The organism is Streptomyces sp. NPDC026538, from assembly GCF_055567535.1.
This window is the reverse complement of the sequence record NZ_JBVHQG010000010.1, coordinates 154,173-175,088: the sequence shown is the minus strand read 5'-3', so window position 1 is coordinate 175,088 and position 20,916 is coordinate 154,173. Positions and strand designations below refer to the sequence as shown.

21 protein-coding genes and 1 riboswitch are annotated in these 20,916 nt (G+C 70.6%); of the genes, 10 read left to right on the top strand and 11 right to left on the bottom strand.

Translation table 11 applies throughout. The features are described 5' to 3' along the window. Nucleotides 1–16 precede the first annotated feature (16 nt). Nucleotides 17–334, top strand: coding sequence for a trypco2 family protein (locus ACZ4N4_RS34305; protein ID WP_453572576.1), 318 nt, complete (start codon nucleotides 17–19; stop codon nucleotides 332–334). A 1-nt stretch (nucleotide 335) separates the two neighbouring features. After that, nucleotides 336–3,227 (top strand): trypsin-like peptidase domain-containing protein, encoded by a 2,892-nt coding sequence (locus tag ACZ4N4_RS34300; RefSeq protein WP_467596140.1) that lies wholly within the window; start codon nucleotides 336–338, stop codon nucleotides 3,225–3,227. A 6-nt stretch (nucleotides 3,228–3,233) separates the two neighbouring features. On the opposite strand, the gene ACZ4N4_RS34295 is transcribed toward ACZ4N4_RS34300, so the two are convergent. Further along, nucleotides 3,234–3,626, bottom strand: coding sequence for a hypothetical protein (locus tag ACZ4N4_RS34295; RefSeq protein WP_467596485.1), 393 nt, complete (start codon nucleotides 3,624–3,626; stop codon nucleotides 3,234–3,236). A gap of 113 nt (nucleotides 3,627–3,739) precedes the next feature. Between ACZ4N4_RS34295 and ACZ4N4_RS34290 the strand changes: the two genes are divergently transcribed. Together ACZ4N4_RS34290 and ACZ4N4_RS34285 are read left to right on the top strand one after the other, a co-directional pair. After that, nucleotides 3,740–4,579, top strand: a complete 840-nt coding sequence (locus ACZ4N4_RS34290; protein ID WP_467596137.1) for a helix-turn-helix domain-containing protein — start codon at nucleotides 3,740–3,742, stop codon at nucleotides 4,577–4,579. After that, nucleotides 4,563–4,769 carry a DUF397 domain-containing protein gene (locus ACZ4N4_RS34285; protein ID WP_467596134.1) on the top strand — a complete coding sequence of 69 codons (207 nt, stop codon included), beginning with the start codon at nucleotides 4,563–4,565 and terminating at the stop codon, nucleotides 4,767–4,769. Before ACZ4N4_RS34290 ends, ACZ4N4_RS34285 begins: the two co-directional genes overlap by 17 nt. On the opposite strand, the gene ACZ4N4_RS34280 is transcribed toward ACZ4N4_RS34285, so the two are convergent. The 3 genes from ACZ4N4_RS34280 to nthB are packed head-to-tail and all read right to left on the bottom strand — an operon-like array spanning nucleotide 4,759 to nucleotide 6,352. After that, on the bottom strand, nucleotides 4,759–5,091 hold the full coding sequence (locus tag ACZ4N4_RS34280) for a nitrile hydratase accessory protein (protein WP_453572564.1): 333 nt from the start codon (nucleotides 5,089–5,091) through the stop codon (nucleotides 4,759–4,761). The genes ACZ4N4_RS34285 and ACZ4N4_RS34280 overlap by 11 nt on opposite strands. Further along, nucleotides 5,088–5,684 carry a nitrile hydratase subunit alpha gene (gene nthA, locus ACZ4N4_RS34275; protein ID WP_467596130.1) on the bottom strand — a complete coding sequence of 199 codons (597 nt, stop codon included), beginning with the start codon at nucleotides 5,682–5,684 and terminating at the stop codon, nucleotides 5,088–5,090. Before nthA ends, ACZ4N4_RS34280 begins: the two co-directional genes overlap by 4 nt. Next, nucleotides 5,681–6,352 carry a nitrile hydratase subunit beta gene (gene nthB / locus ACZ4N4_RS34270; RefSeq protein WP_467596127.1) on the bottom strand — a complete coding sequence of 224 codons (672 nt, stop codon included), beginning with the start codon at nucleotides 6,350–6,352 and terminating at the stop codon, nucleotides 5,681–5,683. Before nthB ends, nthA begins: the two co-directional genes overlap by 4 nt. Nucleotides 6,353–6,557: 205 nt before the next feature. On the opposite strand from nthB, the gene ACZ4N4_RS34265 reads away from it, so the two are divergent. The 4 genes from ACZ4N4_RS34265 (at nucleotide 6,558) to ACZ4N4_RS34250 (ending at nucleotide 9,565) form a co-directional block, all read left to right on the top strand. After that, a complete protein-coding gene (locus ACZ4N4_RS34265; protein WP_453572718.1) occupies nucleotides 6,558–7,019 on the top strand; it encodes a cupin domain-containing protein in 462 nt (153 codons plus the stop codon). A 43-nt stretch (nucleotides 7,020–7,062) separates the two neighbouring features. Further along, a complete protein-coding gene (locus tag ACZ4N4_RS34260; RefSeq protein WP_467596124.1) occupies nucleotides 7,063–7,989 on the top strand; it encodes an alpha/beta hydrolase in 927 nt (308 codons plus the stop codon). Nucleotides 7,990–8,079: 90 nt separating this feature from the next. Continuing rightward, nucleotides 8,080–8,943, top strand: coding sequence for a helix-turn-helix domain-containing protein (locus ACZ4N4_RS34255; RefSeq protein WP_453572556.1), 864 nt, complete (start codon nucleotides 8,080–8,082; stop codon nucleotides 8,941–8,943). A gap of 43 nt (nucleotides 8,944–8,986) precedes the next feature. Further along, nucleotides 8,987–9,565 (top strand): hypothetical protein, encoded by a 579-nt coding sequence (locus ACZ4N4_RS34250; RefSeq protein WP_467596122.1) that lies wholly within the window; start codon nucleotides 8,987–8,989, stop codon nucleotides 9,563–9,565. A gap of 16 nt (nucleotides 9,566–9,581) precedes the next feature. Here the strand turns inward: ACZ4N4_RS34250 and ACZ4N4_RS34245 are convergent, their stop codons facing one another. From ACZ4N4_RS34245 to thrC, 7 genes are all read right to left on the bottom strand, one after another. After that, nucleotides 9,582–11,135, bottom strand: a complete 1,554-nt coding sequence (locus tag ACZ4N4_RS34245) for a carboxylesterase/lipase family protein (RefSeq protein WP_467596119.1) — start codon at nucleotides 11,133–11,135, stop codon at nucleotides 9,582–9,584. 109 nt (nucleotides 11,136–11,244) lie between these two features. Then, a complete protein-coding gene (locus tag ACZ4N4_RS34240) occupies nucleotides 11,245–12,114 on the bottom strand; it encodes a metallophosphoesterase family protein (protein WP_467596117.1) in 870 nt (289 codons plus the stop codon). Between the two features lie 236 nt (nucleotides 12,115–12,350). Beyond that, nucleotides 12,351–13,478, bottom strand: coding sequence for an NADH:flavin oxidoreductase (locus ACZ4N4_RS34235; RefSeq protein ID WP_467596114.1), 1,128 nt, complete (start codon nucleotides 13,476–13,478; stop codon nucleotides 12,351–12,353). 314 nt (nucleotides 13,479–13,792) lie between these two features. Beyond that, nucleotides 13,793–15,415 carry a chaperonin GroEL gene (groL, locus tag ACZ4N4_RS34230; protein ID WP_351711336.1) on the bottom strand — a complete coding sequence of 541 codons (1,623 nt, stop codon included), beginning with the start codon at nucleotides 15,413–15,415 and terminating at the stop codon, nucleotides 13,793–13,795. Nucleotides 15,416–15,806: 391 nt separating this feature from the next. Further along, nucleotides 15,807–16,013: a cold-shock protein gene (locus ACZ4N4_RS34225; RefSeq protein ID WP_019057200.1), complete on the bottom strand. Its 207-nt coding sequence runs from the start codon at nucleotides 16,011–16,013 to the stop codon at nucleotides 15,807–15,809. Between the two features lie 459 nt (nucleotides 16,014–16,472). Then, a complete protein-coding gene (locus tag ACZ4N4_RS34220; RefSeq protein ID WP_453572543.1) occupies nucleotides 16,473–16,748 on the bottom strand; it encodes a MoaD/ThiS family protein in 276 nt (91 codons plus the stop codon). Between the two features lie 46 nt (nucleotides 16,749–16,794). After that, nucleotides 16,795–18,081, bottom strand: coding sequence for a threonine synthase (gene thrC, locus ACZ4N4_RS34215; RefSeq protein WP_453572541.1), 1,287 nt, complete (start codon nucleotides 18,079–18,081; stop codon nucleotides 16,795–16,797). Nucleotides 18,082–18,099: 18 nt separating this feature from the next. After that, a riboswitch (SAM riboswitch) is annotated at nucleotides 18,100–18,262 on the bottom strand. A 157-nt stretch (nucleotides 18,263–18,419) separates the two neighbouring features. Here thrC and ACZ4N4_RS34210 point away from each other — a divergent pair. Together ACZ4N4_RS34210 and ACZ4N4_RS34205 are read left to right on the top strand one after the other, a co-directional pair. Beyond that, on the top strand, nucleotides 18,420–19,364 hold the full coding sequence (locus ACZ4N4_RS34210) for a glucosyl-3-phosphoglycerate synthase (RefSeq protein ID WP_453572538.1): 945 nt from the start codon (nucleotides 18,420–18,422) through the stop codon (nucleotides 19,362–19,364). A gap of 82 nt (nucleotides 19,365–19,446) precedes the next feature. After that, nucleotides 19,447–20,871: an alpha,alpha-trehalose-phosphate synthase (UDP-forming) gene (locus ACZ4N4_RS34205; RefSeq protein ID WP_453572536.1), complete on the top strand. Its 1,425-nt coding sequence runs from the start codon at nucleotides 19,447–19,449 to the stop codon at nucleotides 20,869–20,871. Nucleotides 20,872–20,916 lie beyond the last annotated feature (45 nt).

Here is a 20,916-nt window from a genome sequence, read left to right as displayed (position 1 = left end):
TTCAGGGGGAGTTGCCATGGCGACGATCGGGTTGGCGGCAGCCATCGAGGAGTTGCGGCAGGAGTTGTACGAGGCCCAGGACCGAGGCACGCACGAACAGTTCGCCTTCGAGATCCAGGAAGCCCAGTTGGAGTTGCTGCTGGAACTGCGCGACGACGTCAAGGGCGAGGGCAAACTCCAGTTCGGGGTGGCCACGGCGGGCGCGGGCGCCGGACACTCGTCGGCCCGGTCGCACAAGCTGACGCTGAAGCTCCGGGTCAGGGACCGGGCGACGGGCGGCGGCAGCCCCGAGATCGGCGGCTCGCGGTCCGGCTCCTGGGACGACGAGGACTGAGGTGGACCGCCGACGTCTCACCCTGGTCAGGGGCGGAGCGGACACCGGGTTCCGCCGCATCGGCAGCGGGTACCTGATCGCACCGCGCCTGGTACTGACCGCCCGGCATGTCGTCGAGGAGCACCCGGGAGCCGCCTGGCCACGCATCGACGTACGCGTGGGGCACCCCCAGGAGGACACACGGCGCTGCGCGGCACAGGTCTGCTGGACCCACCCCGACGGTCGCGATGTCGCCCTGCTCCTGCTCGACGAGTCCGTCGAGGCACCGGGCACGGTCCGCTGGGGCCGCCCGGTCGGCAACGACCCCCTCCCCTACGAGGCGCTCGGCTTCCCGGCGGCGACGACGAGCAACGGGCAGTACGGCGTCGAGCACCTGCGGGGAGAGCTGCCCGTGCTGGGCGGAGGCGCCGGCGACCTGGACCGGTACGTCCTCGACCAGGGCCCCGCACCGGAAGCGGATCCCGGGGCCGGCGGCAAGGCCTGGTCCGGCGCCTCCGGCAGCGCGGTCTTCTGCCGGGACCATCTCGTCGGGGTCGTCATCCACGACGACGAGGCGTTCCGGAACCGCCGGCTGCACGCGTGTCCCGCCCGGTCGTTCGTGGACGACCCCGGCTTCGCCGACGTACTGGACCGCCACGGCGACGGCCGTCCCCGGCTGAGCCAGGTCGGCACGGACCTGGAACGCTATCTGCGTGCCGCCCGGCTCGCCGCCACCCAGCACCCGTACCCCGGGGTCGTGCCCGGCACCATGCCGCCGCTGTCCCACGTCTACGTGCGCCAGCGGGTCGTGAGCCGGAACTCGCCCACCGAGGAGAGCGCAGGGAACGCCGCTCTCATGGCGGGCGGCCTGCTCCCCGCCTCCCCGCCACGGACGGCCGACGAGGTCCTGACCGGTGACGGAGTCTGTCTGGTCGTCGGGGGACCGGGCGGCGGCAAGTCGAGCCTGCTGCGCACCCGCCTCACCCACGGCGCCACACAGTGGCTCGACGGCACCGCCGACCCGGGCCCCGCGCCGGTCCTGGTGCCGGCCGCCGCCCTGGTCGGCGCTCCCCTCAGCAGAGCCCTCGCCGACACCGTCAACGCCCAACTCCGGCAGTACGGCCTCACGTCCCCCCTCCCCGACACCTTCTTCGAAGACCGTCCGGCCCCGGGGCACGGCTGGCTGGTACTGGTCGACGGCCTCGACGAGATCACGAGCGCCTCCGGCCGGGAGGACGTCCTCAGGACCGTGGCCCACGCCGGCGACCAGTACGCGTTCGTCGTGGCCACCCGCCCCGTGCGCGAAGCCGAACAGGGCGTTCTCGATCCGCAGGTCCCCTGCTACGAGCTGGAACCGTTCCGCACCGACGAGCTGGACCGCGTCGCGACCGGCTGGTTCCGCGCCTTGGATGTCACCGAACCCGATCAGACCGTAAGGGGGTTCCTCGACACGCTTCACGCGATGGGGCTGATCGATCTCGCCCGGGTCCCCCTCACCATGTCCATGCTCTGCCAGCTCCGCGCCAACGCCCCGGCAGAACCGCCCCCTCGCGGGCGCGGCGACCTCTACCGCAGGTTCGTGGACCTGCTGCACGAGCGCCAGTACGCCGCCGGCGCCGTGGAACAGGCCCGGGCCGCCCTGCGGCAGTACGGCTCCGACGCCGAGGCCGGGGCGGAACGGACCGTCCAGAACCTCCGGCCGATCCTCGCCGACCTGGCCCACCGGCTGCTCTTCGCCGACGAACACGAAAGCCGGGCCGTCCTCGACGCCGTGCAGGATCACGAGTGCGCCGAACGGCCGGCGGCGGTACCGGAAAGACGCTGGCGGGAGTTCCTGGAGTCGGTCCTGTCCGGCACCGGACTGCTGACCCGGCGCTCGGACGACCTGGTCTTCACCCACCAGACCTTCCTGGAGTACTTCGCCGCCCGCCATGCCGTCGGCGACGAGAAGAGACTCCAGGCCGTCTTCCGGAAGACGTTCCTGCGTACGACCCGGCCGCGGCGGCGGCTCGGCAAGCACTGGACGCCGCCCGACCACGACCCGTTCGGCGGCTTCCTCCTGGACATCACACCCGACGGCCATCCGCTCAAGACCGGGTTCCTCACCCTGATCGCCTCGGGGCGTGCGGGCCTCGCGGGCCACGAGTTCCTGCTCAAGCAGGCCCGTTCGGGAACCTCGCTGCCCGAAGGCCTGATCAAGGACTCAGTGAGTGTGCTCCGTCGGCTCAGCGGCGACCGGTCGCTGAACGCGTTCACCCGCTTGCGCTTGATCGCGGTAATGAACGACGTCGACCCGACGGCCCGCAACGAAGCCCTCCGAGAACTCGCCGAAGACCCCACCGCGGACGGTTACATCCGAGCAATCGCGGCAACCATGTTCGCCGATCTCGCGCAGGCGGAACCCACCCGGTTCCTCGGCGATCGCGCCCAGGACACGCCAGGCGGCGCAGAGCCGTCCAACGCGTTGGAAGCGGCGCTGGCTCTGACCCCACTCGATCCGGGAGCCGCCCTCCGACGACTGCACGAACTCGCCCGCGACGCCAGTGCGCCGCTTCACGAACGGGCGCAGGCAGTGCTCGTCGTGAAGATGCTCGACGGGAGGTCCGGCCACGCCGCACTGCTGCGCTCCCTCGCCGACGACACCACCTTGCCCATCAGCCACCGCATCACCGTGGGATGGGTGCTGCACGACGCCGACCACGACACGGCCACCGCACTGCACGAGAGGATCGCCCGGGACCCCGTGACGGAGGCCGCCCAGCGCCTGGAGGCCGCGCGGTGGCTCTCACAGATCGACCCGCAGCGAGCACGGACAGTCCTCAGCGAGCTCATCAGTGACGCCACCCTCGGACGCAGACACCGTCGGCAGGCCGCGAAGCTGCTCTCCGAGACACGCGACTCGAAACCGAACTGACCGCCATCAACAGTGCATCCCCCGCGCCCGGTTGGCCCACCGCACCTGCTCCCGCAGCACCTCGTCCGGCGGCGTGAGCTCCAGCGACTCCGCCGGACAGTCCCACTCCCGCCCACCGGCCACGGGCCGCAGCTGTACTTTGCCGCCGACGTGCCCCATGACCTCGCCGATCCGACCGTCCCGTACGTCCGTCACACGCGTCCCGACGGGGGGCCGTTCACCGCGCACCACCGAGGCCAGCCGCTCCGCCACCCGGACGTTGCAGCGCCCCAGCTCGACCAGGGCGAAGGGCTCGTCACTCGCACCGGTCACCGGATCGACGCACAACGACGGCAGCACGACCCCGGCGCCCTTCAGGGCCATCCGCAACGACTCCACGACTTCTTCGGTCGGCCGCACCTTTCCCACCTCCACGCTGAGTTCACCATTCGCAACACAGCGTGTCGGCCATCGCTCTAACCTGGCTAGATACGACATCCCAACAACCTCGTCCGTGGAACAGGGGGTTGCCCATGGCGGCACCGAAGGACCTGGACCCGTCGTCGTCACCGCGAGCGCTGCTGGGGGCCGAGTTACGGCACGCACGCGAGAAGGCCGGCCTCAGCCAGACGGAACTGGGGCAACGGCTCTTCGTGAGCGGGTCGTTCATCGGGCAGTTGGAGGCGGGGACGCGGCGGATGCTGCCCGATATCGCGCGGATGCTGGACGAAGTCCTGGGGACTGGGGGCTTTTTCACGCGCAACTGCAGGGCGGCGGCCAAGTCGAGGTATCCAGAACACTTCGCGGAAGTGGCTGAGTCGGAAGCCCAAGCCACAGCGATCAGGGAGTACACGCCGCTTCTGATCCCAGGACTACTACAGACTCCCGCGTACGCACGGGCCGTGAACCGGGCATACGACCCGACGACACCGGAGGAGACTGTGGAGGAGTGGGTGGAAGGCCGGATCGAGCGGACCCACCTGCTCGACCACCCAACAAAACCGCTGTTGTGGACGGTGCTCGACGAAGCCGCGTTGCGCCGGGAGACCGGAGGCCGCGCGGTGATGGCGGAGGCCCTGCTCCACATCGCGCGTCTGGCACGCAAGAGCCGGGTCATTGTTCAGGTGCTGCCATTCAGCGCGGGTGGGCACACGGCGATGCAGGGCGCCCTGAAGCTGATGGACTTTGAGGACGCCCCTCCACTGGTCTACTTCGAGGGGGTACGCACAGGCAGGCTCGAGGACGACCCTGCCACCCTCACCCAACTGAGGTTCGTGTTCGATCTCCTGGTGGCCTCGGCGCTCTCGCAGGAGAAGTCTCTGGTCCTGATCGAGGAGTTGGCGCAGGATTACACCCATGAGGAACATCCCTGACCACGACCTGACTGCGGCCATATGGCACAAGTCGAGCTACAGCGGTGGCGGCGGCGACAACTGCCTCGAAATCACCCACGCCCACCCCACCCTCATCCCCGTCCGAGACTCCAAAACCGCCCCCCACGGCCCGACACTCGCGTTCCGGCCGGAGGCCTGGTCCGCCTTCGTGGACGGCGTCAAGCAGTAACCCCGTGGTCGTGGCCCGGAGGGCGCCGCGCCAGGGCCTGGGCGCGTGCGGCGATCTCGGCCCTCGACACCGCGTCCACGCCGACCAGCACGTCTTCCAGCGCGGCCAGCCACAACCGGTAGTAGCGGTACGGCTCGTCGCGCGGCGCCGCCGCGATCCTGGCGATCAGCGCGGCCTGGAACTGCGGCCAGCTGAACGCGCCCGCCTCGTACAGGCTGACCGCCATGCCGAACGCACGGCTCTCCCAGGGCTCGGCGAAGACCAGTTCGCCGTTGGAGCGCGGTGGCGCGGCCGGGCCCTCGACCTCCAGCGGCGCGGTCACGGTGCCGCCACCTTGGCCACGCCGACCATCGCGTCCCGGGACACCAAGGGCACGAGTTCCTCCTCGGAGAGGTGTTCGGTGCCCGCCGGGCGTTCGGGCAGGACCAGCCAGCGGACCTCGCTGGTGGAGTCATGGACGGTGATCTGCACGTCGTCGTCCAGGTCGAGGCCCATCTCGGCGAGCACCGGACGCGGTTCCTTCACCACGCGGGCGCGGTAGGCGGGGTCCTTGTACCAGCCGGGCGGCAGGCCGAGCACCGGCCAGGGGTAGCAAGAGCAGAGCGTGCAGACGACGACGTGATGGGTGGTCGGGGTGTTCTCCACGACGACGATGTGCTCGCCCTGCGGCCCCGAGAAGCCGAGTTCCCGGATGGCCTCGGTGCCGTCGTCGAGGAGCCGGCGCCGGTACTCCGGGTCGGTCCACGCCTTGGCGACGACCTTCGCGCCGTTGAGCGGGCCGACGTTGGTCTCGTACTCGGTGATGATCCCGTTCATCACCTTCGGGTCGATCAGGCCCCGCTCGGTGAGCAGTTGCTCCAGCGCCTCGGTGCGCAGGGCCGGGGGCAGGCGCTCCTCTGGTCCGGCGGTGGTCATGCGGCGGCCTCCAGATAGCTCTCGTACATCTCCACGGTGATCGCGAAGGGTTCGGCGTCGGAGCCCCACAGTGCGCGGGAGTCGAACCGCACCGAGTAGACGTACTGCGGGTTCTCGCCCCGGAAGTGGGCGTTGGTGTCCGGGAGCACGGAGGCGGGCCGCACGGCCTGGACGACGCCGGTGCGGCCGCGGGCGTAGCGCGGCAGCCGGGTGTGCCCGGGGACGGATGTGGCCCGGGCCCGGACGCGGTCGCCCGCGGCGAAGGCGGGCGCGGTGTCCAGGGAGCGCAGGGAGCCGGGGGCGGTCGGGGCGTAGTCGGGCCGGGCGGGCTCGGGGACCGGCGGCTCGGGCACGTGTTCGCCGCGCAGGTTGCGGGCGCGGGCGTCGATGGCGCCGGGCGCCAGGATCGAGCTGTCGGCGAGCATCAGCTCCCCGCCGTTGAGCCAGCGGCCGTAGTAGCCGTCGTCGAAGTAGGCGGCCCGGTCCAGGCGCTCCAGGGCGTGCCGGAAGGCGTCCGTGTTGACGCCGCCGGACGCGACACGGCTGGAGAGGATCGCGAGGGCGAAGGCCCGGCGCTGCCAGGGCTCCGCGAAGACCGGTTCGTCAGGGGGCGGGGGGTGCACGGGGCCCCATCCCGGTGTGCCGCCCAGATCAGCAAGACCGTCCATGACAGAGCTCCCCATATGCTCGCATAACGGACCACGCATCTGAATCGTATGCGAAAGGCCGGCCGGAGGCCCTGCCGGTGATGTTGCCGGTGGTACTGCTGGTCCCACCCCCGTATCTGGCGGCGGCCGGTACCGGAAGAGGATCATCGGCGCGGGATGGTCACCCCACACCGGTCACCCACACCGAACGGACGTCGCCGTGAGCATGATGTACCTCGCTCAGCCCGATCAGCAGCAGAAGCTCGAATGGCTCGACGGCGGGCAGTTCGCCGTCCTCCTGGACAGCGCGGCCACCGACGGACAGCTGACCGTGGGACGGTTCAGCGTCGCCAAGGGGGAGGCGCCGCCGTACCACATGCACACCCGCGAGGACGAGATCTTCATGCTGATCAAGGGCACCGCGCTGGTGTGGTCGGACGACCAGGAGCTGGAGCTGTCGGAGGGCGGGATCGTCTACCTGCCCAAGAACGTCCCGCACGGCTACCGGATCACCTCCGACACCGCCGACCTGCTGATGATCTGCACTCCGGGCGGCATCGAGGGCATGTTCCGGCACGCGGGGCGCGACCTGTCGACTGCCCGGCCGAAGGGGTTCGAGATATCCAAGGACCTGATGGCCGAGGCGGCCGACATGTACGGCCAGATCATCGTCGGCCCGCCGCGCTGAGCGTCGGCACCGGCACGTCCGCCCAGCTACGAAAGGCACAGCCATGTCCGGGCAGCAACGCAGCGACCTCGACGAGATGCTCCGGCACGCCCCGCTCGACGTCGGAGGCGACGTGGCGGAAGCGCGCGCGGCTTTCCACACGATGATGACCTCGATACCGCTGCCGCCCGATGTCACGACCACGCCCGGCCGGCTCGGCGGCGTCCCCGTCGTCACGGTCGAGACGCCCGGCGGCGACCCGTCCGACGTGGTGCTGTACTTCCACGGCGGCGCCTACGCCATCGGATCCGCCGCCGACGCGGCGGGCCTGGCCGCCGACGTGTCCCGGCGGGTCGGCGCCCGCGCCGTCTGCGTCGAGTACCGGCTGGCGCCCGATAACCCGTTCCCCGCGGCCGTCGAGGACGCCGTGGCCGCGTACCGCGCACTGCTCGACCGGGGCGTCCCCGCGGCCCGGACCGCCTTCGTCGGCGAGTCCGCCGGCGGCGGCCTGGCCGTCGCCACGCTGGTCGCGCTCAAGGAGGCAGGACTGCCCCAGCCGTCGTCGGCCGCGGTGTTCTCGCCCTGGGCCGACCTCACGGTGTCCGGCGCCAGCGCGAGTGGCAAGGCCGCCCTGGACCCGGCGCTCACCCCGCAGGCCCTGCGCACCCGGGCCCGCGACTACCTCGGTACGACGCCCGGCACCGAACCGCTGGCCAGCCCGGTCTTCGCCGACCTGACGGGACTGCCGCCGCTGCTCGTCCAGGTGGGCTCGCACGAGATCCTGCTGGACGACGCCGTGCGGCTGGCCGCCCGCGCCGCCGCCGCCGACGTCCGCGTCGACCTCCAGGTCTGGCCCCAAGTCCCGCACGTCTTCCAGTCGTTCGCGGTCATGCTGGACGAGGCCGACGAGGCGCTGGAGTCCGCCGCCGCCTTCACTCGGGCCCACTGGACGGCCGCCCGGACCTCCGCCGAGGCCGCCCTCGGGTCCTGACCGCCGCCACAAGCAGGCCTTTACCCAGATGTGGCACAAGAGTTCCACTGCGCGCGGCTCATCCAAACAATGGCGAACGATGATGCCCGCATGGCAACGACGAACAACTTCGGCATCGCCCTGCGCGGCTGGCGGGAGCGCCGTTCACCCCTGACGGGCGAGCCGGCATCCGATGCGGACCGGCGCATCCCGGGTCTGCGCCGCGAGGAACTGGCCCGGCTGGCCGGGCTGTCCGTCGACTACGTGGTGCGGCTCGAACAGGGCCGCGCCCGCAACCCCTCGGCCCAGGTCGTCGGCGCCCTGTCCCGGGCCCTGCGCCTGGACGCCGAGGAGCGCGACCACCTGTTCCGGTGCGCCAGGCTCACCCCGCCCGCCACCGGCGAGGTGCCGCGGCAGGTGCCGCCGAGGGTCCACCGGCTCGTCCGGCAACTGGGCGACGCACCGGTCGCGGTCTACGCCGCCGACTGGACGCTGCTCAGCTGGAACCGGATGTGGACCGCCGTCATAGGGGACCCCCGTGCCTACGGCTGGGACCAGGGCAATCTCGTCGCCGGGATGTTCCGCTCCGCCGGCGGCCACCGGGTCGACGCCATCGGCGCCTGGCCGGTACGGTCCTGGGCCGGCGACGAGGCCGAGGAGGAGTCCCTGGTGGCCGACCTGCGGGTCACGGCGGTGGCCCACCCCGAGGACGCCCGTCTCTCCTTACTCGTCGACCGGCTCCTGCACACCAGCCCCCGCTTCGCCCGCCTGTGGTCCAACGGCACCGCGGGCCTCCACACCGGCGACCGCAAGACCGTCGAACACCCTCTGGTCGGCGACCTCACTCTCGACCTCGACGTCCTCACGGTCCCCGGCTCCGACCTCCGCATCGTCGTCTACGCGCCCGCCACCGGAACCGACACCCCCGACAGACTGGACACCCTGCGCACGACCGCCCACCGGTTCGCCGACTGATCTCCCCGGTGTGTTGTCAGCGCCGTGTGCCACGCTGGACCGTATGAACCACTCCCAGCTCACCTCCCTGGGTCGTGCCCTTCGTCTGCTCGGCGAGCACGGGGAGGCGCTGACCGCCGGTACGCCCGACGCCAAGCTGCACGAGGTCAAGGACGACCTCCGGCGCGCTCTCGACCTTCTGGAGGAGAGCGTCAGCGCGGCCGCGCCCACCACCCGGTGCGCCGAGCATCCGCAGGGGCCCGTGGACGAAAGCGCCCCGGATCTGTGTCTGCTCTGCGAGACGCGGCGGCGGGCCGCCCGGCGGTCGGAGTACGCGGGCGGCCCCCGGCCGGTGCAGGGCGAGACGGCCGTGGAACCCTCGATGTCCCGGTACGGGGTGCGGGCCGACCGGCCGCAGGCCCAGCAGCGGTGGCTGCCCGAGGCGTGGAACGGCCGGGAGTGGGAGCTGTGCGGCACCCCCCGCCGCGACCGGCGCGAGGCCGAGCTGTACCTCAATGCCCAGCGCCGCGGGTCCCGGCCGGCCATGGCCTACCGGCTCGTCCACGAGTTCACCGACTACGAGGTGCTCCGGGTCTGGGGCACCCCGGTCCACAGGGACATCGAACCCCTCGGCAACCTCTGAGCCCCGCTCCCGCCGGTCAGCCGAGCAACGGCGAGGGGGTGAACTCGTGCCCCTCCCAGAGCTTTCGGCTCTGCTCCTCCGGGTACGGCGTCACCGTCGGTGTCGTGTCCAGTACCTGGGTGAGGCGGTTCTGAAGGTCGAACTCCGGCCAGCCCGGGTCTCCCGTCCTCGCGAAGGCCGTCCACGCCGTGCGGAAGCGGGCGGAGAGGGCCTCGGCCTCGGGGGTGACGCCCGTGCCCGCGAAGAGGAGATTGGCGAGGTCCGCCTCGAACGTGCCGAACAGCAGCGGGATGTCCAGGCCGTGGCAGGCGCCCAGCAGCCCGCCGTTGCCCGGGGCGCCCCAGGTCAGTTCGTACAGGTGGGCCCGGCCGCCGGCCGCGCTCTGCGCCTCCGCCAGGCGCAGTGACGGTATGCCGAAGAGCCAGTCGGTCTGCACCCGTTCGTACAGCTCGTCCGGCGACGCCTCGGGGAAGGCCTCGCGGTAGGCCTGCACCCCCGCCTCGCCGCCCGGTGCGAACAGACGCAGGGCGCCGGTTGCCTGTTCCTCGGTGATCTTGCCGTACATCCCGCCCATGACCAGGAAGAGGCGGTACTCGTCGCGGTTGTGGCCCACCAGGAGGTCCACGTCCCGGGCGGAGCCGGAGGCCAGCGCCTGCCAGGGGGTGGTGGGCAGCACCTCGCCGTCGACCACCGGGGAGAACGGTGTCATCGTCGGCGCGATCTGGCCCCAACGGGCCATGTACTGCGGCATCTTGATGCCCAGCGACTGCCCCGCGTCCGGCAGCCTGCGCGGGTCGGTCGTCGCCAGGTCGGCCAGCGTGGGGCGCAGGCCGGCCTCCGCCGCGAGAGCCTGGGCGATGTCCCCGGCCAGTTCGGTGGAGAGGAACGTGCCCGGCACACTCTGGGCGATCGCCCGCCGGAACAGGCCCCGCGCGCCGGGCATCGCCAGCAGCGCGGCCACCGACCCGCCGCCCGCCGACTCCCCGAAGACCGTGACCTGGTCGGGGTCGCCGCCGAAGGCCGTGATGTTCTCCCGCACCCACTCCAGCGCCGCCACCTGGTCCAGCAGGCCCCGGTTGGCGGGCGCCCCCTCGATCTGGGCGAAACCCTCCATGCCGACGCGGTAGTTGAGGGAGACCACGACCAGGTCGCCGTCGCGTGCGAGGTGCTGGGCGTCGTAGCCGGGGCTGCCGGAGTGGCCCAGCTTGTAGGCGCCGCCGTAGATCCACACCATCACCGGGCGGCGGGCGGCCGGGTCCGGGTCGGGTGTCCAGACGTTCACCGTCAGCCAGTCGTCGCCCTCGGGTGCCTCCAGGACGCCGGTGCGCCCCTGGATGCCCAGATCCTGCGGGGGCGGCGGCCCGAAGGCGTACGCCTCGCGCGTGCCCTCCCAGGCGCGTGCCCGGCGGGGTGCCGCGAACCGCGCCTCCCCCACCGGGGGTTCGGCGAACGGTATGCCCCGGAAGACCGCCAGCCCGTCCTCCCGCAACCCGCGCACGGCGCCCGACGCCGTGCGTACGATCGGTCCCTCGGCGGCGTGGGGCGGCTCCGGAGACTGACTTGTCGTCATGCTCGCTCGCTTTCGGTGGGGGCGCTGCCGTCATCACGGCCGGTCACTCGTGGAACGCCCGGCACATCGCACGAGTGCCGAACACCACTCACCCGTATGGGTGAACCCGTCAGCCGTACTGGGCGACGAACGCCCTGGCCTGCACCTCGTCGATCTCATACACCGTCTCATGGGCCCGCGGATCGCGCGCATGGAAGGTGTGGCACAGCGGACCGGCCGGTCCGCCCAGCTCCACCAGCGAGGCCGACGCCCCGCGCACCGCCCGCTCACCGGGCGCCACGGTCAGGTCGATCCGGTTGACGACCCCCGGCGTCACCCACACCGGCACCGACTCCAGCAGGCCGAAGAGCTGCAGGTGGTAGTGGCCGTTGAGGATCATCCGCACATCGCCGCCGCGGATCGCCGCCGCCAGCTCGCCGGGGTCGCGCAGTCCGAAGGCCGACTGGGTCACCGAGAGGTCCAGGGCGAACGGCGGGTGGTGGAAGGCGAGGACCGTGCCGTGCTCGGCCGGGGTGCGCAGCACCTCGCGCAACCACTCCAGCTGGGGTGCGGCCAGCCGGCCGTGGACCTTGCCCGGCACCAGCGAGTCCAGGGTGATGAAACGCCAGCCGCCGACCGTGCTGACGGCGGCCCGCTCCTCCCCGCCGAACACCTGCTCGGCGCGGTCGGTGCCGTCGGCGGCCAGATGCCCGCTGCCCAGCACCTTGGCGAAGGCCTCGCGCTCGTCGTGGTTGCCGGTGGTGCACAGGACGGGGATGTTCCGTTCCTGGGCGTACGCGCCGATCAGCGTGCGCAGCGCGGTGTACGCCTCGACCGCGCCGTCGTCGGCCAGGTCGCCGGTGACGACCACCGCGTCGAAGCCGGAGAGGTGGCGGAGTTCGTCGAGCATCAGCCGCAGCGACGCCGTGGCGTTGACGCCACGCTTGTTGGGGGCGTCGGTGCGGTCCAGGTGGGTGTCGGAGAGATGGAGTATCCGCATGCTCGGACGGTACCGGTGAATTCCCCGGCCATCACCGGCCCGTGTGCCACGCGGGTACCGCTCGTGCCGTACGCGTTCGCCCTCGGGCTCGGCCTGCCGGTCGCGGGCCGGCCCGAGGGCGAACAGGGTGGTTCGGCTCAAGCTCTCGGCTCAAGCTCTCGGCTCAAGCTCCCGGCTCAAGCTCCCAGCTCAAGCTCCCGGCTCAAGCTCCCAGCTCAAGCCTTCGGCTCAAGCTCTCAGCTCAGGCTCTTGAGCGCCGCCGCGTCGTACGACTTCAGTTCCTCCGTGCGCCCGGCCAGCACCTTCGCCGCCCACTCCGGGTCCTGGAGGATGGCGCGGCCGACGGCGACCATGTCGTACTCCTCGCGCTCCAGGCTGTCGAGGAGGTCCTCGATGCCCCGGACCGGGGAGCCCTCGCCCGCGAAGCCCTTGATGAAGTCGCCGTCGAGGCCGACCGAGCCGACGGTGATGGTCGGCTTCCCGGTGAGCTTCTTGGTCCAGCCGGCCAGGTTGAGGTCGGAGTCCACGAACTCCGGGAGCCAGTAGCGCCGGGTGGAGGCGTGGAAGACGTCGACACCGGCCGCCGCCAGCGGGGTGAGGATCGCCTCCAGCTCCTCCGGGGACTCGGCGAGACGGGCGTCGTAGTTGTCCGACTTCCACTGCGAATAGCGGAAGATCACCGGGAACTCCGGGGAGACCGACGCGCGTACGGCGGCCACGATCTCGGCGGCGAACTGGGTACGGGCGACCGGGTCGCCGCCGTAGGCGTCGGTACGGCGGTTGGTGCCCGCCCACAGGAACTGGTCGAGGAGGTAGCCGTGGGCGCCGTGCAGCTCGACCCCGTCGAAGCCGATCCGCTCGGCGGCGGCCGCGGCCTCGGCGAACGCCCGGATGACGTCGTCCAGGTCCTGCGAGGTCATCGCCTTGCCCTCGCCCTCGGTGCCGTCCAGGCGGATGCCGGAGGGGCCGACGGCGGGGGCGTCCGCGAACGGCGGCTGGCCCTGCTTGCGGACCATGCCGATGTGCCACAGCTGCGGGACGATGGTGCCGCCGGCCGCGTGTACGCCCTCGGCGACCTTCGCCCAGCCCGCCAGCTGCTCCTCGCCGTGGAACCGCGGGACGCGGCTGCTCTGCCCCGCCGAGTCGTGACCGACGTACGTGCCCTCGGTGACGATCAGGCCGACACCGGCGGCGGCCCGGCGGGCGTAGTACGAGACCACGTCCTCGCCGGGGACGCCGCCCGGGCTGAACTGGCGGGTCATCGGCGCCATCACGATCCGGTTGGGGACCGTGAGCCCGTTCAGGGCGATCGGACGGGAGAGGATCTCGGCCGCGCGGGAGGCGGGGGGCGTGGTGACGGTCACGTGGGGGGCTCCTCGTGAGTGTGCTGTAGACCGGACGGTATGTGCACACGCATCGAGTGCACATACGTGTGCAACGACCGGCCCGGACGCACCCATTCCCGCCCCCCACCCGAAAGCCGTGTGACTCCGGACACGGAGGGCGCCTCCCCGGAGTCCATGAGCGGGACCCGGACGTCCTGCTCTCCGTCCCGCTTCAGGTACCCGCCGAAGGTGCCGTACCTGGCCCGTGAGCGGCGCAAACGCCCGAGGGCGGCACCCCCTGTCGAACAGGGGGTGCCGCCCTCGGTCAGGACGAGCGATCGGCCGGAGGTCGATCAGAAGTCCATGTCACCGCCCGGCATGCCGCCCGGAGCGGCCGCGGCGGCCTTCTCCGGCTTGTCGGCGATGACGGCCTCGGTGGTGAGGAACAGCGCGGCGATGGAGGCGGCGTTCTGCAGGGCAGAGCGGGTCACCTTCGCCGGGTCGATGATGCCCTCGGCGATCATGTCGACGTACTCGCCGGTCGCGGCGTTCAGGCCGTGGCCGACCTGAAGGTTGCGCACCTTCTCGACGACGACGCCACCCTCGAGACCACCGTTGACGGCGATCTGCTTGAGCGGGGCCTCCAGGGCGAGCTTCACGGCGTTGGCGCCGGTCGCCTCGTCACCCTCGAGCTCCAGCTTCTCGAACACCTGGGAGGCCTGGAGCAGGGCCACGCCACCACCGGCGACGATGCCCTCCTCGACGGCCGCCTTCGCGTTGCGAACGGCGTCCTCGATGCGGTGCTTGCGCTCCTTGAGCTCGACCTCGGTCGCGGCACCGGCCTTGATGACGGCGACGCCACCGGCGAGCTTGGCCAGGCGCTCCTGGAGCTTCTCGCGGTCGTAGTCCGAGTCGGACTGCTCGATCTCGGCGCGGATCTGGTTGACCCGGCCCTGGACCTGCTCGGTGGAGCCGGCGCCGTCGACGATGGTGGTCTCGTCCTTGGTGATGACCACCTTGCGGGCGCGGCCCAGCAGGTCGAGGGTCGTGTTCTCCAGCTTGAGACCGACCTCCTCGGAGATGACCTCGCCGCCGGTGAGGATGGCGATGTCGTTCAGCATCGCCTTGCGGCGGTCGCCGAAGCCCGGGGCCTTGACCGCGACGGACTTGAAGGTGCCGCGGATCTTGTTGACGACCAGGGTCGACAGGGCCTCGCCCTCGACGTCCTCGGCGATGATCAGCAGCGGCTTGCCCGACTGCATGACCTTCTCCAGGAGCGGGAGCAGGTCCTTGACGGAGCCGATCTTCGAGTTGGCGATCAGGATGTACGGGTCGTCCAGGGACGCCTCCATACGCTCCATGTCGGTGGCGAAGTACGCCGAGATGTAGCCCTTGTCGAAGCGCATACCCTCGGTGAGCTCCAGCTCCAGACCGAAGGTCTGGGACTCCTCGACGGTGATGACGCCTTCCTTGCCGACCTTGTCCATGGCCTCGGCGATGAGCTCGCCGATCTGGGTGTCGGCGGCGGAGATGGAGGCCGTGGAGGCGATCTGCTCCTTGGTCTCGACGTCCTTCGCCTGCTCCAGGAGGGCACCGGAGACGGCCTCGACGGCCTTCTCGATACCGCGCTTCAGGGCCATCGGGTTGGCGCCGGCGGCCACGTTGCGCAGGCCTTCCTTGACCAGGGCCTGGGCGAGCACGGTCGCGGTGGTCGTACCGTCACCGGCGACGTCGTCCGTCTTCTTGGCGACTTCCTTGACCAGCTCGGCGCCGATCTTCTCGTACGGGTCCTCCAGCTCGATCTCCTTGGCGATGGACACACCATCGTTGGTGATCGTGGGGGCGCCCCACTTCTTCTCAAGGACGACGTTGCGGCCCTTGGGGCCGAGGGTGACCTTGACGGCGTCGGCGAGCTGGTTCATACCGCGCTCAAGGCCGCGCCGCGCCTCCTCGTCGAACGCGATGATCTTGGCCATGTGAAGTGGTCCCTCCAGGACTGGGGGTGAGTCTTCGGACCGCGCCCGCGCCCGCGACGGACGGCTCGCCGACCCGTGGGTTCCTTGCCCCACCCGGCCTGCGGGCCTCACCGACCCGGTCCATTTTTGTCACTCTCACCTTCAGAGTGCTAACGCCAATGATTAGCACTCGCCCATGCCGAGTGCAAGCGCCTCCGGGAGACTGGGCCGCGCCAGGGCCGCGCGCGGGGCGGCGCGCCGGGCCGCCCCGCGGTGGTGCGCCGGGCCGCCCGCGGTGGTGCGCCGGCCCACTCGTCCCGCGCATGCCAAAGGGCTCGTAACCCATGACTCCCCATGGGATACGAGCCCTCCGACAATGAAAGAAGAACGACGCTGTCAGTCGGCGCGTGCTTCAGCTGGTCGCGAGCCGGACCATGTCCGCCTGCGGCCCCTTCTGGCCCTGCGAGATCTCGAAATCGACCCGCTGACCTTCCTCCAGGGTGCGGTAGCCGTCCATCTGAATCGCACTGTAGTGGACGAAAACATCCGCACCACCGTCGACCGCGATGAAGCCGTACCCCTTCTCCGCGTTGAACCACTTGACGGTGCCCTGAGCCATGCCTAACTCCCCTATTACTGGCCCTTGCACAGATCCACACTTCGCGGATCCGGGTCAGACCTCACCCCCCAATGGTTGGGGGCGTGCGCCGGAACGCGTCGACCGCGGCTGAATGTATCTGTCCAACTGCCGTCTGCAACAGGTCAATCGGACGAGAATTCTGGACGGGAAGGGTCCGGAATATAGCAAGAATTCGGCCGAATTCAGGGCAAGTCGGGCCCCATAAAAGCCGCGAAAGCCGCATATAACCCGCACACTTTGGCTACTTCTTGGCGGGTCAGCGGTGTCGAATACGGGGCTCCCGACCTGGAGATCGGGACCGCGTTCCCCAACTGTACCGCGCTCAACCACACAGAATTGCCCCCTCCGCTTCTCTCACGGAGGGGGCAATCGAATGAACAGTGGGTGATCGGCGTTACCAAAGGTAATGTTCGGTCATTCGATCAGCCTGTCAGCAGGTCAGCCGCCGGCCACGGCCGGGATGATGGAGACGCCCGCACCGTCCGGGGTCGCCGTCTGAAGTCCCTGCTCGAACCGCACGTCGTCGTCATTGACGTACACATTCACGAACCGGCGCAGCTTGCCCTCGTCGTCGAGAACACGGGCGGCGATCCCGGTGTGGTTCTTCTCCAGGTCGGAGATGACCTCGCCGAGGGTGCCGCCTTCGGCGCTGACTTCGGCCTGACCACCGGTGTAGGTGCGCAGGATGGTGGGGATGCGAACGGTGACGCTCACGTTTGAACCTCCGATCGGGGCAACGCCCTGGTTTCTTACAGCTGGCTCAGGCGAGCCCGGCCTCGCGGAAAGACTCGAGATTCGGGCGAATGGTCGCCGTGAGCCCGGTCCCCGCCACGGCGTCCAGCGTCTTCAGTCCATCACCCGTGTTGAGTACGACGATCGACTTCGCCGGATCGATCAGCCCATTCTCGATGAGCTTCCTGGTGACTCCGAGCGTCACCCCGCCCGCGGTCTCCGCGAAGATTCCCTCGGTCCGCGCGAGCAGCTTGATCGCGTCGACGACCTGCTCGTCGGTGACGTCCTCCACCGCACCGCCGGTACGACGCGCGATGTCCAGGACGTACGGCCCGTCGGCAGGGTTGCCGATGGCCAGCGACTTGGCGATGGTGTTCGGCTTCTGCGGCCGCACCACGTCGTGGCCCGCCTTGTAGGCCACCGACACCGGTGAGCACCCCTCGGCCTGCGCGCCGAAGATCTTGTACGGCCTGTCCTCGACGAGCCCGAGCTTGATCAGCTCCTGCAGCCCCTTGTCGATCTTCGTGAGCTGCGAGCCGGAGGCGATCGGGACGACCAGCTGGTCCGGGATCCGCCAGCCGAGCTGCTCGCAGATCTCGTACGCCAGGGTCTTGGAGCCCTCCGCGTAGTACGGCCGCAGGTTGACGTTGACGAAGCCCCAGCCCTCGCCGGCCGAGTCGCCGATCAGCTCGGAGCAGAAACGGTTCACGTCGTCGTAGTTGCCCTCGATGCCGACGAGCTCGCCGCCGTAGATCGCGGCCATGACGATCTTGCCCTGCTCCAGGTCGTGCGGGATGAACACGCAGGAGCGGAAGCCGGCCCGGGCGGCGGCGGCGCCGACCGCGCCGGCCAGGTTGCCGGTGGAGGAGCAGGAGAGCGTGGTGTAGCCGAAGGCGCGCGCGGCCTCGACGGCCTGGGCGACGACCCGGTCCTTGAAGGAGTGCGTCGGGTTGCCGGAGTCGTCCTTGACGTACAGGCCGCCGGTGACGCCCAGCTCCTTCGCCAGGTTGTCGGCCTGGACGAGCTTGGTCCAGCCCGGGTTGATGTTCGGCTTGGTCGCCACGTCCGCGGGGACGGGCAGCAGCGGCGCGTAACGCCAGATGTTCGCGGGACCCGCTTCGATCCGCTTCCGCAGCTCCTCGGTGTCGTAGCCCGAGAAGTCGTACGCGATTTCGAGCGGGCCGAAACACTCCTCGCAGGCGAACACCGGGCCGAGCGGCACGCGGTGGCCGCACTCGCGGCAGCTCAGGGCAGTGGCGGGACCGAGATCGACGGTCGTGGAGTCGGTGGTGGTCGCAGCAGTCTGCACAGCCATGTGAGGCGAGGCCCTTTCTCCTCATCTTCCTCACGACGCATCTCGCCGTGAGACGGATTTGGCACCTTCCCTAGCCGGGAGCCTCGCGAGTGATCGACAGTGATCAGCGATCCACGAGTAACCGACTGGAGGGTTGCCGGGGCTTCATCGGGCCGTATCCCTCTGCCCCTCTGGATGAGCGGTATGCGGTTGTCAACGACCGGTGACCCCAGGACATGCGATGGTCATCGGCGTTGTTCAAGACTGTAACCGAAGGCCAGGACAGTTGAGAGTGTCGTCCGAACCGCGAGATGGATCACACCTCGCAGTGTGATCGTGACAGTGAGGAGCCGCTGACTGTGCTGGAAGAAGTCGAGCGCTGGCTGGCCACCCGCTCCTGGTCCATGAACGACCGCCCGCTGCACCGGATACTCGCCGCCAAGCAGCGCACCGGGCAGTCCGTCTCCGTGGTGCTGCCCGCGCTCAACGAGGAGGCGACCGTCGGCGACATCGTCGCGATCATCCGTCACGACCTGATGCGGCAGGCGCCGCTCGTCGACGAGCTCGTGGTCGTCGATTCCGGCTCCACCGACCGTACGGCGGCGGTGGCCGCGGCGGCCGGCGCCCGGGTCGTGCACCGCGACACGATCCTGCCGCGCATCCCCGCCGTCCCCGGCAAGGGCGAGGTCCTCTGGCGCTCCCTCCTCGTCACCACCGGGGACATCGTCTGCTTCATCGACGCCGACCTACGTGACTTCTCCTCCGACTTCGTCACCGGGATCGTCGGCCCGCTGCTGACCGACCCGGACGTGGACCTGGTCAAGGCGATGTACGACCGCCCGCTCGCCGGATCGGCCGGACAGGGCGGCCGGGTCACCGAACTGATGGCCCGCCCGCTGCTGAACATGCACTGGCCGCAGCTGGCCGGGTTCGTCCAGCCGCTCGGCGGCGAGTACGCGGCCCGCCGCTCGCTCCTCGAACAGCTCCCCTTCCCGGTCGGCTACGGCGTGGAGCTGGGCATGCTGGTCGACGCCCTGCACCTGGTGGGCCTGGACGCCCTCGCCCAGGTCGACGTGGGGGTCCGCAAACACCGTCACCAGGACGGCCAGGCCCTCGGCCGGATGTCCGCCGCGATCTACCGCACGGCCCAGCTGCGGCTGGCCCGCGGCCACCTGATCCGCCCCTCCCTCACCCAGTTCGAACGGGGTGAGGACGGCTTCGAACCGCGCACCTACTCCGTGGACACCGAGGAACGGCCGCCGATGGCGGAGATCGCCGAGTACGCCGAGCGCCGGGTGGCGTGACTTCGTCGTACGGCCGTATACGGCGGCGCGTCGGGCGTAGCCGTACGTTTGAGCGTTTCCGGGCCGGGCTAGGTTGTGGCGTATGGCTTTCACCGGCGGTGCTGAGGTGCTGGTCGCGTCCAACCGCGGCCCGGTTTCGTATGTAGTGGGCGAAGGCGGTGCCCTGCACGCCAGACGCGGCGGCGGCGGGCTGGTCTCGGGGCTGTCGGCGATCGGGCCGGACGCGAACGCGGTGTGGGTGTGCGCGGCGCTGAGCGACGGCGACCGGGAGGCGGTGCGGCGGGCCGAGGGCGGCCGGCTGCCGGCCGGGGACACCGGCGGACAGCAGGTCCGGATGCTCGACATCGATCCGGACGTGTTCTCGGACGCGTACAACGGCATCGCGAACTCGATGCTCTGGTTCGTCCACCACATGCTCTACCAGACCCCGCTGGAGCCGATCTTCGACGCGGAGTTCCGGCGGCAGTGGGCGTCGTACCAGGCCTACAACCAGGCGTTCGCGGAGGCGCTGGCGCAGGAGGCGGGCCAGGGCGCGGTGGTGGTCATCCAGGACTACCACCTGGCGCTGGCCCCACGGATGCTGCGCCGGCTGCGGCCGGATCTCCGCATCGGCCATTTCTCCCACACCCCGTGGGCACCGCCGGACTACTTCCGGCTGCTCCCCGACGACATCGCGGCGGAGCTGCTGAGCGGGATCCTGGGCGCCGATCACGCGGCGTTCCTGACCCGGCGGTGGGCGGACGCGTTCGTGGCCTGCTGTCATGCGGTGCTGGGCCCGGGGATCCCGACGGCCGGGGAGACCCGGATCGGGGTGCACGGGCTGGGGGCCGACGCGGAGTTCCTGCGGAAGCGGTCCCACGAGCCGGACGTGGACGAGCGGATGCGGGCGCTGCGCGAGGAGATCGGGGAGGGCCGCAGGACGATCGTCCGGGTGGACCGGACCGAGCTGTCGAAGAACATCGTGCGGGGGATGCTGGCGTACCGGCAGCTGCTCGACGACCACCCCGAGTGGCGGGAGCGGGTGGTGCATGTCGCGTTCGCGTACCCGTCGCGGCAGGACCTCGCGGTGTACCGCGACTACACGGCCGAGGTGCAGCGGGTCGCGGACGACATCAACGCGGCGTACGGGACGGCGGGTTGGACGCCGGTGGTGCTGCATGTGAAGGACGACTTCGCGAGGTCGCTGGCGGCCTACCGGCTGGCCGACGTGGCCCTGGTGAACCCGATCCGGGACGGCATGAACCTGGTCGCCAAGGAGATCCCGGTGGTCTCGGACGAGGGGTGCGTGCTGGTGCTGTCGCGGGAGGCGGGGGCGTACGAGGAGCTGGGCGAGGACGCCATCGTCGTGAACCCGTATGACATCGGAGGGACGGCCCGCGCCCTGCACGAGGCGCTGAGTCTGCCGGGGGCGGAGCGGGCGGAGCGGTGCAAGCGGCTGGCCGCGGCGGCTACGGCGTTGCCGCCGGCGGCCTGGTTTCTTGAGCAGTTGGGGGCACTGCGGGAATGAGGGGCATGCGCGGGCCCGGTGGGGGCTTGCCGCGCAGTTCCCCGC